At 73.6% G+C, this 14,263-nt stretch carries 11 protein-coding genes; 7 read left to right on the top strand and 4 right to left on the bottom strand.

Annotation, left to right across the window (positions count from 1 at the left end; translation table 11 throughout):
- From C2142_RS39770 to C2142_RS14030, 3 genes are all read right to left on the bottom strand, one after another.
- Window positions 1-928 (bottom strand): 2-oxo acid dehydrogenase subunit E2 (locus C2142_RS39770; RefSeq protein WP_241002568.1); only part of this gene is annotated, 928 nt, incomplete at its 3' end.
- A gap of 280 nt (window positions 929-1,208) precedes the next feature.
- On the bottom strand, window positions 1,209-2,339 hold the full coding sequence (locus C2142_RS14035; RefSeq protein ID WP_148642954.1) for an ATP-binding protein: 1,131 nt from the start codon (window positions 2,337-2,339) through the stop codon (window positions 1,209-1,211).
- Window positions 2,340-2,454: 115 nt separating this feature from the next.
- Window positions 2,455-3,192: a response regulator transcription factor gene (locus tag C2142_RS14030; RefSeq protein WP_162002469.1), complete on the bottom strand. Its 738-nt coding sequence runs from the start codon at window positions 3,190-3,192 to the stop codon at window positions 2,455-2,457.
- A gap of 564 nt (window positions 3,193-3,756) precedes the next feature.
- Here C2142_RS14030 and C2142_RS14025 point away from each other — a divergent pair.
- The 5 genes from C2142_RS14025 to C2142_RS14005 all read left to right on the top strand — a co-directional run bounded on the left by C2142_RS14025 (window position 3,757) and on the right by C2142_RS14005 (window position 10,773).
- Entirely contained in the window at window positions 3,757-4,560 is an 804-nt protein-coding gene (locus tag C2142_RS14025) for a rhomboid-like protein (RefSeq protein ID WP_148642953.1), read from the top strand.
- A gap of 154 nt (window positions 4,561-4,714) precedes the next feature.
- Complete coding sequence (gene lon, locus C2142_RS14020) at window positions 4,715-7,108, top strand: endopeptidase La (RefSeq protein WP_148642952.1); 2,394 nt, start codon at window positions 4,715-4,717, stop codon at window positions 7,106-7,108.
- A 303-nt stretch (window positions 7,109-7,411) separates the two neighbouring features.
- The gene (locus tag C2142_RS14015; protein WP_148642951.1) at window positions 7,412-8,857 is read left to right on the top strand and encodes a hypothetical protein; all 1,446 of its coding nucleotides are present in this window, start codon (window positions 7,412-7,414) and stop codon (window positions 8,855-8,857) included.
- 67 nt (window positions 8,858-8,924) lie between these two features.
- Window positions 8,925-9,446, top strand: coding sequence for a GtrA family protein (locus C2142_RS14010; RefSeq protein WP_148642950.1), 522 nt, complete (start codon window positions 8,925-8,927; stop codon window positions 9,444-9,446).
- 112 nt (window positions 9,447-9,558) lie between these two features.
- Window positions 9,559-10,773, top strand: a complete 1,215-nt coding sequence (locus C2142_RS14005) for an ROK family transcriptional regulator (RefSeq protein WP_148642949.1) — start codon at window positions 9,559-9,561, stop codon at window positions 10,771-10,773.
- An 80-nt stretch (window positions 10,774-10,853) separates the two neighbouring features.
- Here the strand turns inward: C2142_RS14005 and C2142_RS14000 are convergent, their stop codons facing one another.
- The gene (locus C2142_RS14000) at window positions 10,854-11,897 is read right to left on the bottom strand and encodes an ABC transporter permease (protein ID WP_148642948.1); all 1,044 of its coding nucleotides are present in this window, start codon (window positions 11,895-11,897) and stop codon (window positions 10,854-10,856) included.
- Window positions 11,898-12,016: 119 nt separating this feature from the next.
- Between C2142_RS14000 and C2142_RS13995 the strand changes: the two genes are divergently transcribed.
- A complete protein-coding gene (locus C2142_RS13995) occupies window positions 12,017-12,475 on the top strand; it encodes a MarR family transcriptional regulator (protein ID WP_241002567.1) in 459 nt (152 codons plus the stop codon).
- 158 nt (window positions 12,476-12,633) lie between these two features.
- On the top strand, window positions 12,634-14,184 hold the full coding sequence (locus C2142_RS13990) for an MDR family MFS transporter (protein ID WP_148642947.1): 1,551 nt from the start codon (window positions 12,634-12,636) through the stop codon (window positions 14,182-14,184).
- Window positions 14,185-14,263: the final 79 nt, after the last annotated feature.

Raw genomic sequence — 14,263 nt, 5'->3', positions numbered from 1 at the left:
CGATGGTGCCCTGGTTCTGCATCAGGCGCGGCACGGAGTGCACGGTGCCGATGCCGCCGGGGTTGGTCAGCGAGACCGTGACGCCGGTGAAGTCGTCCATGGTCAGCTTGTTGGCGCGGGCCCGGCGGACGATGTCCTCGTAGGCCTGCCAGAAGCCGAAGAAGTCGAGCGTCTCGGCCTTCTTGATGGCCGCGACGACGAGCTGGCGGTCGCCGTTGGGCTTCACCAGGTCGATGGCCAGGCCCAGGTTCACGTGCTCGGGCTTGACCAGGTAGGACTTGCCGTCCTTCACCTGGTAGCTGTGGTTCATGCCCGGCGAGGCCTTGATGGCCTGGACCAGGGCGTACCCGATCAGGTGGGTGAAGGAGACCTTGCCACCGCGGGCGCGCTGCAGGTGGTTGTTGATGACAATGCGGTTGTCGATCAGCAGCTTGGCGGGCACCGCGCGGACGGACGTCGCGGTCGGCACCTCCAGCGAGGCGTCCATGTTGGTGGCGACGGCCTTGGCCGGACCGCGCAGCGGGACCAGCTCGGGGCCGGTCCCGTCGGCGGGCGCGGCCGGGGCCGGGGTGGCGGCCTTGGGGGCCGGGGGCGCGGCGGGGGCTGCTGCGAGCGGCGCGGTTGCCGGGGCCGCGGGGGCCGGCGCGGGCGCGGCCGGTGCGGCGGGGGCGGGCGCGGCCGGAGCGGCAGCGGCGGGCGCGGGGGCGGCAACGGTGGTCGGCGTGGGGCCGACCTGGGTCGCGGCCTGGGTCACTGGGGTCACCTCGGTACCGGGCTTGTAGTCGGCGAAAAAGTCCCACCAGGCTCGGTCGACCGAGTTCGGGTCCTGGAGGTACTGCTGGTAGATCTCGTCGACGAGCCACTCATTGGGGCCGAAGCCAGTGGAGCTTGCCGAGCTGTTGGGGGTTTCTTGGGACTGTGGCGACACGGCGGCAACCGCCCTCTTCCGCTTCCTTTTGGGATGTTTGGACAGCGGGGATTAAGGCTACGCCCCTGACCAGTGATCGCGCAGTCCCCAGGGCTCAGGCGTCGCCCAGATCACAGTCCTGACCTGCAGTTTGGCTGAAAATGTGCGTTAGAAAGCCGCTTCGGATGGGAAGCGATCACCCCCAATCAAGCCCCATAATGGGGCGAAACCGGACATAATCGCTTCCCGAGATCCGTATACGTCTGTGTCGGATCTGTGACATGCAGGTCTGAACCGGGGGTCAGCGCGGACCGGGCAGCCGTACCTCGATCCGGCAGCCCCGGGCGGCCTCGGCCACCTCGATCCGCCCGCCGTGGAGGTCCACCGCCCAGCGGGCGATGGCCAGCCCCAGCCCGGTGCCGCCGTCGGCGCCGGGCCCCTGGGCGGTGGCGGTGCCGCTGCGGCTGAACCGCTCGAAGACCCGGCTGCGGTCGGCCGGCGGGATGCCCGGCCCCTCGTCCTCGACCTCCAGCAGCAGGGCCCCGGGGGCGTCCCCGGGCCGCGCGCGGACCATGACGGTGCCGCCGGGCGGGGAGTGCTTGCAGGCGTTGTCGACCAGGTTGGCGACCACCTGGTGGAGCCGCTCCGGGTCCGCGACGCCGGTCAGGCCGGCCGGGCTGACCTCCAGGGCCAGCCGGACGTCCCCGCGCCGGGAGAACGCCCCGCCGGCGGTCGCGCCGTCGACGGTGACCCCGCGCAGCACGCCGTCCAGGAACTCGCGGACCTCAAAGGGCCGGGCGTCCAGGTCGACCACGCCGTCGTCGATCTTGGAGAGGTCGAGCAGGTGGGTGACCAGCCGGCCGAGCCGTTCGGTCTGCTCCAGCGCGGCACCCAGGGTCGCCGGGTTCGGCTGGACCACGCCGTCCACCACGTTCTCCAGGACTGCGCGCAGTGCGGCGATGGGCGTGCGCAGCTCGTGCGAGACGTTGGCGACCAGCTCACGGCGGTGCCGGTCGGCGGCCTCCAGGTCGGCCGCCATCTGGTTGAAGGTGGCCGCCAGCTCGCCGATCTCGTCGCGCGAGTTCACCTCGACCCGGCGGCTGTAGTCGCCGGAGGCCATCGCGCGGGCGGCGGCCGTCATGTCGCGCAGCGGGGCGGTCAGCCCGTGCGCGAGGAACTGCATGAAGAGCAGTGACGCGATCATCGAGAAGATCATGATGATCCGGATCTGCGTCTCGGAGCGGATCGCCACGACCACCATGCCGGTGGCCAGGAAGACCGAGACGATCACCAGGAGGGCGAGTTTGCCCTTGATGGAGCGGACCGGGTCCAGCGGCCGGATGTCGGCCCAGACCCGGCGGGCGGCGCGGGCGGCCAGGGTGGGCCGCCGGGTGCCGTCGGTGTCCCCGTTGCGTTGCTGTGGAAAGGTCATTGGTCCCCTGTGGTTCCCCGCGTGCTGTGGTTCCCCGCGCGCGGCGCTCGCCCGCGCGGGTGGGCACGGCGGTTCGGGACACGGGCCCCCCGGAGGCCCGTCGCCCGAGGCGCCGCTAGGAGAGCGGGGCTTCCAGCGCGTAGCCGACGCCGTGGACGGTGCGGATCCAGCTGGCGCCGATCTTCCGGCGCAGCGCCTTGACGTGGCTGTCGACGGTGCGGGTGCCGGACGCGTCCGTCCAGTCCCACACCTCGGCCAGCAGCTGCTCGCGGGTGAGCACCGCGCGCGGCTGGGCGGCCAGGCAGGCGAGCAGGTCGAACTCGGTCGGCGTCAGGTGGACGTCGCCCGAGGCCAGCCGGACCCGGCGCTGCACGTGGTCGATCTCCAGCTCGCCGAAGCGCAGCGAGCCGAGCGCCGGTGTGCGGGCCGCCTGCTGGGCGCGCTCGACGCGGCGCAGCAGCACGTTGACCCGGGCCGCCAGCTCGCGCATGGAGAAGGGCTTGGTCATGTAGTCGTCGGCACCGACGCCGAGGCCGACCAGCAGGTCCGTCTCGTCGTCGCGCGCGGTCAGCATCAGGACCGGTACCGGGCGCTGCGCCTGGATCCGGCGGCACACTTCGAGGCCGTCGAAGCCGGGCAGCATGATGTCGAGCACGACCAGGTCGGGCTGCCAGGTGTGGAAGCCGTCGACGGCGCCGGGGCCGTCGTGGGCCACGGCGACCTTGAAGCCCTCCGCACCCAGCCGGGCCGCGATCGACTCGGCGATCGTGGGCTCGTCCTCCACCACCAGCACTCTGCGCTGGCTGCTCACCGTGCCGCCGCCGTTCTGGTTGTCCTGCTGAATTTCTGTCACGGTCACGCCACCGCCCCCAGGGCTGCGGGCCGGCCACCTGTGGGGATGGCGGGGCTCCGCTCGTAGTCTTGTTCCGTCGTGGACTGTGCCGGGTCCGCCGTCCCGCTTACCTCGTGTGCGCGGACCGGAGGGCAGGTGTGGACTGCCCGCCGTTTCCGCACACTTCGCAGCGTACGGACCGCGGATGCTTCCCGGCAGGTGGACCGGTCGTTTCCGGCCCGTGGGCCGGCTTTCGGGCCGCCCTCCGGCCCACTCGGGAGTGGGCACGGGCCGCTACCTTACCCGGCGATTTTTCACTCCGTGACGATACGTATGCAGACTTCTTGACATCAACCCGCCGGTCAGGGCAGCTACTCGTGCGTAGGCAGAGGGAAGGTCTGGACCAAATCCGGGGGTTCCCGTCGTCCGGCCGCCAGAGGGTCTTCACGGGGATTTCCCAGCGGGCTCCCAGGAGCCCGACGTAACGTGGTCACGACAAGATTCACGGGGGGTGGGATTTCCGGCGCGCGCCGGTACGTTGGGCACCGGACGGGGCCGGTTGCAGCGGGTCGGAGCGGAGGCGGCATGGCGGGGCTGCGCAGTGGTGCCGGCCGGGCCGGGCCGCCCTACGGGATGCTCCGGTACGGCCTGCGGGTCTGGGTGGTCGACTGGCTGCTGGCCCGGGTGCCGACGCCCCGGCGCAATCCCTTCGCACTCGGCTACCTCGCGGTGGTCTGCGCCACCACCACCTTCGCCAAGCTCGCCGACCCGGGGCTGGTGCTGCGGCTCCAGCAGGCGTCCAGCTCGGACGCGCACAACCTGTTGCACCACCCGGTGCGCGCGCTGCTGTTCAGCGGGTTCTGGGTGGCCGGGACGATCTGGATGCCGTACCTGTGGGCCTTCGCCTTCACGGTCGCGCCGCTGGAGCGGCGGGTCGGCCCGGGCCGGGCGGCGGCCGTCTTCGCGGCCGGGCACGTCGGCGCGACGCTGCTCTCCCAGGTGGTGGTGATCGCCGCCGTGGCCGGCCGGCGGCTGGAGCCCGGGGCGCTGGACCACCTGGACATCGGGGTCAGCTACGGCGTCCTGGCCAGCCTCGGCGCGCTGGCCGGGCTGTTGCGGCCGCGCGGGCGGCTGCTGGTGCTCGGCCTGGCGGCCGCGCTGATCGCCCAGCAGATCGCGAGCGACCGGGACCTGGTGACCGGCATCGGCCACCCGGCGGCGGTGCTGGCCGGGGTGGCGCTCTGGCGCCGGCTGCGGCGCACCTCCGGCCGCCGTCTGTGCCGCCCGGAGCCGGGTCACCGCGAGGGCGGGCGCCGGTCCGAGCCCGCAGGGCCGGCCGGGACGTCCGCCGCGGCCTCGGGCCGGGCCGCCCTGCTGGACCGGATGTGACGCCGCCCGGGCGTTTTTGACGGGCCCTCCCGCGATCTTCCCCGTGCCGCTCCCGCCCGATCCCGTTCGCTCACGGCGAACGCGCCGTGGGGAACAACCGGCGCCCGCCAAACCTTAGTCAGGTCAACTCAACTTCACTGACTGGGGAGAGATCATGGCATCGACGTCCGCACCGCTCACCCTGCCCGTGCTGCCGCTCGACGACGAGGTTGTGCTCCCGGGCATGGTCGTCCCGCTGGACCTCAAGGACGCCGAGGTGCGGGCCGCGGTCGAGGCCGCGCGCGCCGCGGCCACCGGCACCGGGAAGCCCCAGGTCCTGCTGGTCCCGCGGGTGGACGGCTCCTATGCGGCGGCCGGCACCCTCGCCACCGTCGAACAGGTCGGCCGGCTGGCCGACGGAGACCCGGCGGCGCTGGTGCGCGCCGTGCGCCGGGTCCGGATCGGCGTCGGCACCACCGGGCCCGGCGCCGCCCTCTGGGTGGAGACCACGCCGTTCCGGGAGTCCTCGGTCGGCACCCCGGTGGCCGGGCGCGCCGCCGAGCTGGTCAAGGAGTACAAGTCGCTCTCCACCCAGTGGCTGCGCAGGCGCGGCGCCTGGCAGATCGTCGACCGGGTGGCCCAGATCGAGGGCGTCGGCGAGCTCGCCGACAACATCGGCTACGCCCCCTTCGTCACCGCCGAGCAGAAGCTCAAGGTGCTGCTGGAGGCCGACCAGGTGGCCCGGCTGGAGTACGCGCTGACGCTGCTGCGCGACCACCTCGCCGAGGAGGAGGTCAACGACACCATCCGCAAGGACGTCGAGGAGGGCGTGGCCAAGCAGCAGAAGGAGTTCCTGCTCAGGCGCCAGCTGGAGGCCGTCCGCAAGGAGCTTGCCGAGCTGAACGGCGACCCGGCCGACGAGGAGGGCGACTACCGCGCCCGGGTCGAGGCGGCCGACCTGCCGGAGAAGGTGCGCGAGGCGGCGCTCAAGGAGGTCGACAAGCTGGAGCGCGCCTCCGACCAGTCGCCCGAGGGCTCCTGGATCCGCACCTGGCTGGACACCGTCCTGGAGCTGCCCTGGAGCGAGCGGACCGAGGACGCCTACGACATCGCCGGCGCCCGCGCGGTGCTGGACGCCGACCACTCCGGCCTGGCCGACGTGAAGGACCGCATCGTCGAGTACCTCGCGGTGCGCAAGCGCCGGGCCGACCAGGGGCTCGGCCTGGTCGGCGGCCGGCGCGGAGGGGCGGTGCTGGCACTGGTCGGCCCGCCCGGCGTCGGCAAGACCTCGCTCGGCGAGTCGGTGGCCCGCGCGATGGGCCGCAAGTTCGTCCGGGTCGCGCTGGGCGGCGTCCGGGACGAGGCGGAGATCCGCGGCCACCGGCGCACCTACGTCGGCGCGCTCCCCGGCCGGCTGGTGCGGGCGATCAAGGAGGCCGGCTCGATGAACCCGGTCGTCCTGCTCGACGAGATCGACAAGGTCGGCTCCGACTACCGGGGGGACCCTGCCGCGGCACTGCTGGAGGTCCTGGACCCGGCGCAGAACCACACCTTCCGCGACCACTACCTGGAGGTCGAGCTGGACCTCTCCGACGTGGTCTTCCTCGCCACCGCCAACGTGCTGGAGGCCATCCCCGAGCCGCTGCTCGACCGGATGGAGCTGGTCCGCCTGGACGGCTACACCGAGGACGAGAAGGTCGTCATCGCCCGCGACCACCTGCTCCCGCGCCAGCTGGAGAAGGCCGGCCTGAAGGGCGGTGAGGTGGCGGTCGACGAGGAGGTGCTGCGCAGGCTGGCGGGCGAGTACACCCGCGAGGCCGGCGTCCGGAACCTCGAACGCTCGATCGCCCGGGTGCTGCGCAAGATCGCCGCGCAGAGCGAGCTGGGCGAGCGCGAGCTGCCCGCCGCGATCGGCGCCGACGACCTGCGCGCCCTGATCGGCCGGCCGCACCACGTCCCCGAGGCGGCCCAGGAGCCGGCCGAGCGGCGCACCGCCGTCCCCGGCGTGGCGACGGGCCTCGCGGTGACGGGCGCCGGCGGCGACGTCCTCTACATCGAGGCCTCGCTCGCCGACGCCGAGACGGGCGGCACCGGGCTCACCCTCACCGGGCAGCTGGGCGACGTGATGAAGGAGTCCGCGCACATCGCGCTCTCCTTCCTCCGCTCGCGCGGCGCCGAGCTGGAGCTTCCGGTCACCTCGCTGCGGGACCGCGGCGTGCACCTGCACGTCCCCGCCGGGGCCGTCCCCAAGGACGGGCCGAGCGCCGGCATCACCATGACGACCGCGCTGGCCTCGCTGCTCTCGGGCCGCAAGGTGCGCACCGACGTGGCGATGACCGGTGAGGTGTCGCTGACCGGGCGGGTGCTGCCGATCGGCGGGGTGAAGCAGAAGCTGCTCGCCGCCGACCGGGCGGGCGTCACCACGGTGATCATCCCCAAGCGGAACGAGGCCGACCTGGACGACGTCCCGGCCGAGGTGCTGGAGCGGCTCACCGTCCATCCGGTCGCGGACGTCCGGGAGGTGCTGAGGCTGGCCCTGGAGCCGGCCGCGGTGCTGGTCGCCGCCTGACGGCGGCTCAGGGGCCCGGCGGAGCAGGAGGACTGCCCGCCGGGCCCTTTCCCGTACCGTGAGACGCGCCTTGTGAGACGGACCGTCAGTGCGGCAGCCTGACGGTGTGAATCGCCATGCGCACCTGAGCCGTCGACTGGACGTCGACCTGGCCCGCGCATGCTCCGCGATCTGTCACCGCGTCCCCTGATGCGCGGTGATCCGCCCGGCGCCCCCGCCGGAGCCCCTGCCGGGAACCCCCGATCCGGGTGGAGTGCACCGTCACGCCCGTTCGCTCCTCTCACCCGATGGGACAGGACCCCTATGCGCCTCGCGCTGCCCATGCGCGCCGCCGTACTCCCGGCGGCCCTCCTGCTGGCCCTCGCCGGCGGCACCCCGGCCCACGCCGACACCCCGTACGCGCCGCTGCCGCCGCACAACCCGTACGCGGGACCGGACGGCACCGCCACCATGCACGGCGACACCGGCTCCTCGGACGCGACCCCGCTGCCCGGCCCGAAGGCCGGACCGCTCGCCTCCGACCGGGTGGCGCTGCAGTCCGCCTGCCCGACCGTGCTGGTGGGCTCGGACGGGTACCCCGTCGCGCTCTGCACCACGATCTTCGGCCTCACCCCGACCGTCCACCTGCTCGACCCGGCCGACGGCGGCTCGGTCGCCGAGCTGCCGCTCGCCAAGGGCTCCCTGCTCGGCGGCGTCTACGCCTACCTGGACGACGAGAACCGCCTGGTCGCCGTCGACGGCGACCGCAACCTGCTGCGGATCGGCCACCGCCGGGACGCGGCCGGGCGGTGGGAGCTGTACGTCGACCGGTCGCTGTCGCTGGCCGGCGCGGTGCCCGCCGGCGACGCCGTCACCGGCGTCTCGCCGGACTGGCAGGGCCGGGTGTGGTTCGCCACCGGCGGCGGCGTGGTCGGCACCGCCGACGACCGCACCGGCACCGTCCGCGCCCTGGCGCTGCCCGCCGGGGAGAAGGTCGCCAACTCGATCTCCACCGCCCCGGAGGGCACCGCCGTCGCCACCACCCACGCCACCTACCTGCTCACGGCGGCGGCCGACGGCACGCCGCGGATCGCCTGGCGCCGCCCGTACGACCGCGGGCCCGGCCGCAAGCCCGGCCAGCTCAGCTGGGGCACCGGCTCGACGCCCACCTTCTTCGGGCCGCGCACCGGCACCGACTACGTCACCGTCGTCGACAACGCCGCGCCCACCGTCAACCTCCTGGTCTACCGGGCCTCGGACGGCTCGCAGGTCTGCTCGGTGCCGGTGCTGAAGGCGGGCGGCAGCGGCAGTGAGAACTCCCCGGTCGCGGCCGGCAACACCGTCTTCGTCGCCTCCACCTACGGGTACCCGTACCCGAAGCTGCCCGACGACGCCGGGCCGAGCGTGCCGTCGTCCGGCCGGTTCCGCGGCGGGTTCAGCCGGGTCGACGTCCGCCCCGACGGCTCCGGCTGCGACCTCGCCTGGGACAACAAGGTGCGCTCCGCGGCCGTTCCCCGGCTCTCCACCGCCGACGGGCTGATCCACACCGTGCTGCGCAACCCGGTGATCCCGGGCACCGAGGCCACCTCGGTGCTCGACCCCTACTACTACGCGGAGGTGGACCCGCGCACCGGCGCCGTGGTGCGCACCGAGTACACCGGGGCCGGCTTCCTCTTCGACACCCTCCAGATGGTCGGCTCGATCGCCCCCGGCGGGGTGGTGTACCAGGGCACCACCACCGGGGTGCTGCGGATCACCGCGGACGAGTAGCCCACGCGCGGGAGCGGGCGGCGGCCGACGAGTAGCGGCCCGCGGCCACCGTGGTCAGACTGCGAAGATGCCGTCCCCCACGCAGCGCGCCCTGGCCAGAGTGCCGGCCGGGCTGCGCCCGTTCCTGCTCAGGCACCGCCGGCTGGTGAAGTTCCTGCTGGTCGGCGGTGTCTGCTTCGCGCTGACCACGGTGCTCAACCTCTCGCTGAAGTTCACCGTGCTGCAGCAGAAGCCGGTGGTGGCGCTGACCGTCGCGACGGTGGTCGGCACCGCGGTCTCCTACGTGCTCAACCGCCAGTGGTCCTTCCGCGCGGCCGGCCGCCGCCGGGAGGCGCTGCTGTTCCTGCTGGTCAGCGCGGTGGCGATCGGCGTCAACGACCTCCCGCTGATCGTCTCGCGCTACCTGCTCGACCTGCGCCAGCCCCAGGTGACCGCCTTCACCCAGGAGGTGGCCGACTTCCTCAGCGGGATGGTCGTGGGCACCTTCATCGCGATGCTCTTCCGCTACTGGGCCATGCAGCGCTGGGTCTTCACCCGCCTCGCCGAACCCGCCGCCACCCCCGCGGAGCAGCCGCAGCGCATCCCGTGAGGAGCGGCGGGCCCGCCCTCCCCGGGCCGCCGGGAGCGGGCGGCCGAACGCGGTTAGGCTGCAGACGACCGGTCTCGACGACGGTGTCCGGCAGCCGAGCGGGGTGAGGGCGATGCACGAGACGGACGGCCTCCGGGCCGGGCCCGCCAGCCAGCAGGGCATGCGCCGGGCCAACCTGGCGCTGGTGCTCGGCGTGATCGCGCGCGCCCCGCGCTCCCGGGCCGAGGTGGCCGCCGACACCGGCCTGACCAGGGCGGCCGTCTCCTCGCTCGCCGAGGAGCTGATCGCCGCCGGTCTGGTGGTCGAGGAGGGCCCGGCCGCACCGAGCGGCAAGGTCGGCCGGCCCGGCACCGCGCTGGGCCTCAACCCGCAGGGGCCGGGCGGCCTGGGCGCCGAGATCGGGGTGGAGCACCTCGGCGCCTGCGTCGTGGACCTGCGCGGGGAGGTCCGCGCCTGGCGCCGCCAGGAGATCCGCAACCGGGGCAGGCGGCCCGCCGCCGTCCTGGCCGACCTGGCCGAGCTGCTGCGCGCGGCCGCCGTGGAGGCGGGGCTGCGCCCGGCCGGGCTGACCCTGGCCGTCCCCGGGCTGGTCGGCGACGGCGGCGGGCAGCTCCAGCGGGCCGCGAACCTGGGCTGGCAGGACGTGCCGGTCACCGCCGAACTGCGGCTCGCGCTGCGCGCCGCCGGTGCCGGGCAGCTGGCCGAGCTGCCGATCGACGCCGACAACGAGGCCAACCTGGGCGGGCTGGCCGAACTCTGGCTGGGCGGGGCGCCGGAACACTTCCTGCACGTCTCCGCCGAGGCCGGGGTCGGCGCGGCGATCGTGGTCGGCGGCCGGCTGCTGCGCGGGGCCCGCGGTTACGCCGGTGAGCTGGGCCACGTGCCGGTCCGCCCGGACGGCCCGCCCTGCGCCTGCGGGGCGCACGGCTGCCTGGAGCAGTACGCGGGGGAGGCGGCGGTGCTGCGGGCGGCGGGCCTGGAGGGGATCCGCGGTGACTGGGTGGCGCTGCTCGCCGAGCGGGCCGAGGCCGGTGACGAGGAGGTCCGTGCGGCGCTGGCCGGGGCCGGCTCGGCGCTGGGCATCGCCTCGGCCGGGGCGGTCAACCTGCTCGACCCGGCCGAGGTGGTGCTGGGCGGCGGCTACGCCCGGCTGGCGCCCTGGCTGCTCGGGGCGATGCGGGCCGAGCTGGCGGCCCGGGTGACCGTCCGCCCCTGGACGGACGAGCGGTTGACGGTCTCCCGGCTGGGCCGCCGCGGCCCGCTGCTCGGGGCCGCGGTCGGCGTGGTCCGGGCGATCGTCGCGGACCCGGGCCGGCTGGACGTGTAGCGGCCGGGGCCCCGCACCGGGCGGCCGCGGGCGTGCCCGGCGGTTCGCGCCGCCGCCGGCCCGCACCGTCCGGACGCGTCCTACGGGTGCACGAGCTCGCGGCCGCCGCGCGGCCCGCGCAGGACGGCGGCGAAGGTGATCCCGACGCCGACCAGCGCCCAGACCAGCAGGACCACCAGCGGCATGCCGAGGTTGGTGGCGTCGAAGTAGGCGATCGAGCGGGTCGCCTCCGTCCCGGCGCCGTTCGGGATCCAGGCGCCGATCGCCCGCCAGAACGGCGGCATCAGCGGCGGCGGGAAGACCCCGCCCGCGCTCGGGTTGCCGAGCACCACGAAGATCAGCACCGCGATGCCGATGCCGATGATGTCGAACAGGCACTGCAGCGCCATGGTGAACGCACCGACCGCGAAGACCACCAGCGCACCGACGCCGGCCAGGCCCCAGAACGAGCCGGGCAGTGCGTCGAGGACCGGGCCGACGATGATCGCGCCGCCGATGCCGGCCGCGACCGAGTACAGCGCCAGCGTGCCGAGCCGGATCACCGCCCGGTTGGTGTTGGCGGGCTTGGCGCCGGCGCTGACGCCCAGGATCGAGGCGACCAGGTAGCCGCCGACGCAGAAGCCGATCACCAGGTAGAAGGAGGTGAGGCCGTTGGGGTCGCCCTTGGCCAGCGGCACCACGTCGACGGTCTTCACCGTCCGGCCCTGGGTCTTCTCCAGCGCGGTGACGATGGTGTCCGCCGCCCTGGCCGCGGAGGGACCGCGGGCGCCGCCGACCAGCAGGGTGTCCTCGGTGCCGGCCGGGTCGAAGACCAGCGCGGCGTAGATCTTCTGGTCCTTGATCTGCGCGGTGGCGGTCTCGGCGTCCGGTGCGGTGACGGCCTTGACGGCGTCGTCCGGCACCGACTCCAGCGCCGCGACCAGCTTGGGGGAGACCTGCGGCGGGGCGACCACCGCGATCGACAGCTCGTGCGGGGTCGGGTGATGGAGGGCTCCGACGTAGGACGTGATGAAGCCGAACTGGAGCAGGAGCACGGCGATCACCAGCAGCGCCGTGCGCGGGGTGACCGCTCCCTTCAGTTCGGCGACGAGGCCCGGTCCCGGTACCTGTCCTGGGGCGGTCATGCACATCTCCTTGCCTATCGGCGAATAGAGGACAAACGGATACTTCATACCATCAACTAGTTGGGGCGGTGTCCTCCCTCGCCGCTTCCGGGCCCGGCGGGCTGCGGGATACTGGCGCCGTGAGTGCGGAGAGTGACGACGAGTACCTGATGGCGGTGGAGCGCGAGGTCTCGCTGCTGTTCCGGCGCGGCCGGGCCCGGGTGGCGGAGATGTCCCGCCGGGTGCATCCCCAGCTGGAGGGCATGGCGTACAGCATGCTCGCCCACATCGAACAGGCCGGGCGGGTGCGGGTGACCGACATCGGCGTGCACTTCGCGGTGGGCAAGGCCACGGTGAGCCGGCAGATCCGGGCGCTGGAGGAGCTGGGCCTGGTGGACCGGGAGGCGGACCCGCTGGACCGCAGGGCGGCGCTGGTCTCGCTCACCGAGGACGGCCGGCGGCGCTTCCTCGGGGCGCGGGGCGCCCGGATGGAGCGGGTGCGCGCACTGATGGCCGACTGGCCGGAGGAGGACGTGGTCCGCTTCGCGGAGCTGCTGCACCGCTTCAACGACGTGGTCGGGGAGGGCATGGGGGTCTGAGGTACCGGGCCCGGGGCCGGGCCGGCGGCAGATTTTACTTGGGCTTGAAGAAAGTTGCCCTAGTCAACCATTCGTCCTATGGTTGCGTAAGGCAACGATTTCCTGCCTTCGTCCGCCCTCTCCCGCTTCCGCCCCGCACCCCCCGCCGAAGGACCCAGATGACCGTCACCGCCCGAGCCGCGACCGGGGCCGCCACCGCCGACGACCAACCCATGACGCACCGGCAGGTGATGGAGGCGCTGTCCGGCCTGCTGCTCGGCCTCTTCGTGGCCGTGCTGTCGTCGACGGTCGTCTCCAACGCGCTGCCCCGCATCCTCGCCGACCTGCGCGGCGGCCAGTCCGCCTACACCTGGGTGATCACCGCCACCCTGCTCACCCTCACCGCCTCCACCCCGATCTGGGGCAAGCTCTCCGACCTCGCCAGCAAGAAGCTGCTGCTGCAGATAGCCCTGGTCATCTACATCGCCTCCTCGGCGCTGGCCGGCCTCTCCCAGAACACCGGCCAGCTGATCGCCTGCCGCGCCCTCCAGGGCATCGGCGCCGGCGGTGTCACCGCCCTCGCCCAGATCTGTCTGGCGGCGATGGTCCCGCCGCGCGAGCGCGGCCGGTACAGCGGCTACTTCGGCGCCGTCTTCGCCCTGGCCACCATCGGCGGCCCGCTGATCGGCGGCGTCATCGTGGACACCTCCTGGCTGGGCTGGCGCTGGTGCTTCTACGTCGGCATCCCGTTCGCGCTGGCCGCGATCGCGGTGCTCCAGCGCACGCTCAAGCTGCCGGTGGTCAAGCGCAAGGTGAAGATCGACTACCTGGGCGCGCTGGTCATCACCGGCGCCGTCAGCCTGCTGATGATCTGGATCACCCTGGCCGGCAAGAACTACGCCTGGCTCTCCTGGCAGACCGCGGCCATGGTCGGCGGCGGCCTGGTGCTCGGCGCCCTCGCCGTGGTGGTCGAGAAGCGCGCCGTCGAGCCGATCATCCCGCCGGACCTCTTCCGCCACCGCACCGTCGCCCTGGCCGCGCTCGCCAGCGTCCTGGTCGGCGTCGGCATGTACGGCGCGACCACCTTCCTCAGCCAGTACTTCCAGCTGGCCCGGGAGAAGTCCCCGACCATCGCCGGCCTGATGACCCTGCCGATGATCCTCGGCCTGGCCGTCTCCTCCACCGTGGCCGGGAAGCTGATCACCAAGTACGGCAAGTGGAAGGTGTACCTGGTCTCCGGCACCCTCATGCTGGCCATCGGCTTCGGCCTGCTCGGCACCGCCCGGGCCGACACCCCCTACGGGCTGCTCTCCGTCTACATGGCGATCACCGGCATCGGCCTCGGCCTGACCATGCAGAACCTCGTCCTCGCCGTGCAGAACACCGTGCCGCGCCACGAACTCGGCGCGGCCAGCTCGGTGGTCACCTTCTTCCGCACCATGGGCGGCGCGATGGGCGTCTCCGCGCTCGGCGCCCTGATGAGCAACAAGGTCGGCCACTACCTGGCGGAGAACCTGGCCGCCGCGCACATCCCGGCCACCGGCGCCGCGGCCGGCGGCGGAATCCCGGACCTGCACAAGCTGCCCGCCCCGATCGTCCCGCTGGTGACGGACGCCTTCGGGCACGGCGTGGGCGTGGTCTTCCTGATGGCGGCGCCGTTCGCGCTGCTGGCCTTCGTCACGGTGCTGTTCATCCGCGAGACCGTGCTGCGCACCACCCAGCAGGACTGACCGGGCGCCCGCGGGAACGCCGAAGGGCTGGGGAGCGGATGCTCCCCAGCCCTTCGGCGTGTGCGGCCGTCGGCCGTCG

Origin of the sequence: Streptomyces sp. CB01881, from assembly GCF_002953255.1 — a bacterium.
GTDB lineage: Bacteria > Actinomycetota > Actinomycetes > Streptomycetales > Streptomycetaceae > Kitasatospora.
This window is presented reverse-complemented; position numbering and strand designations above follow the sequence as displayed.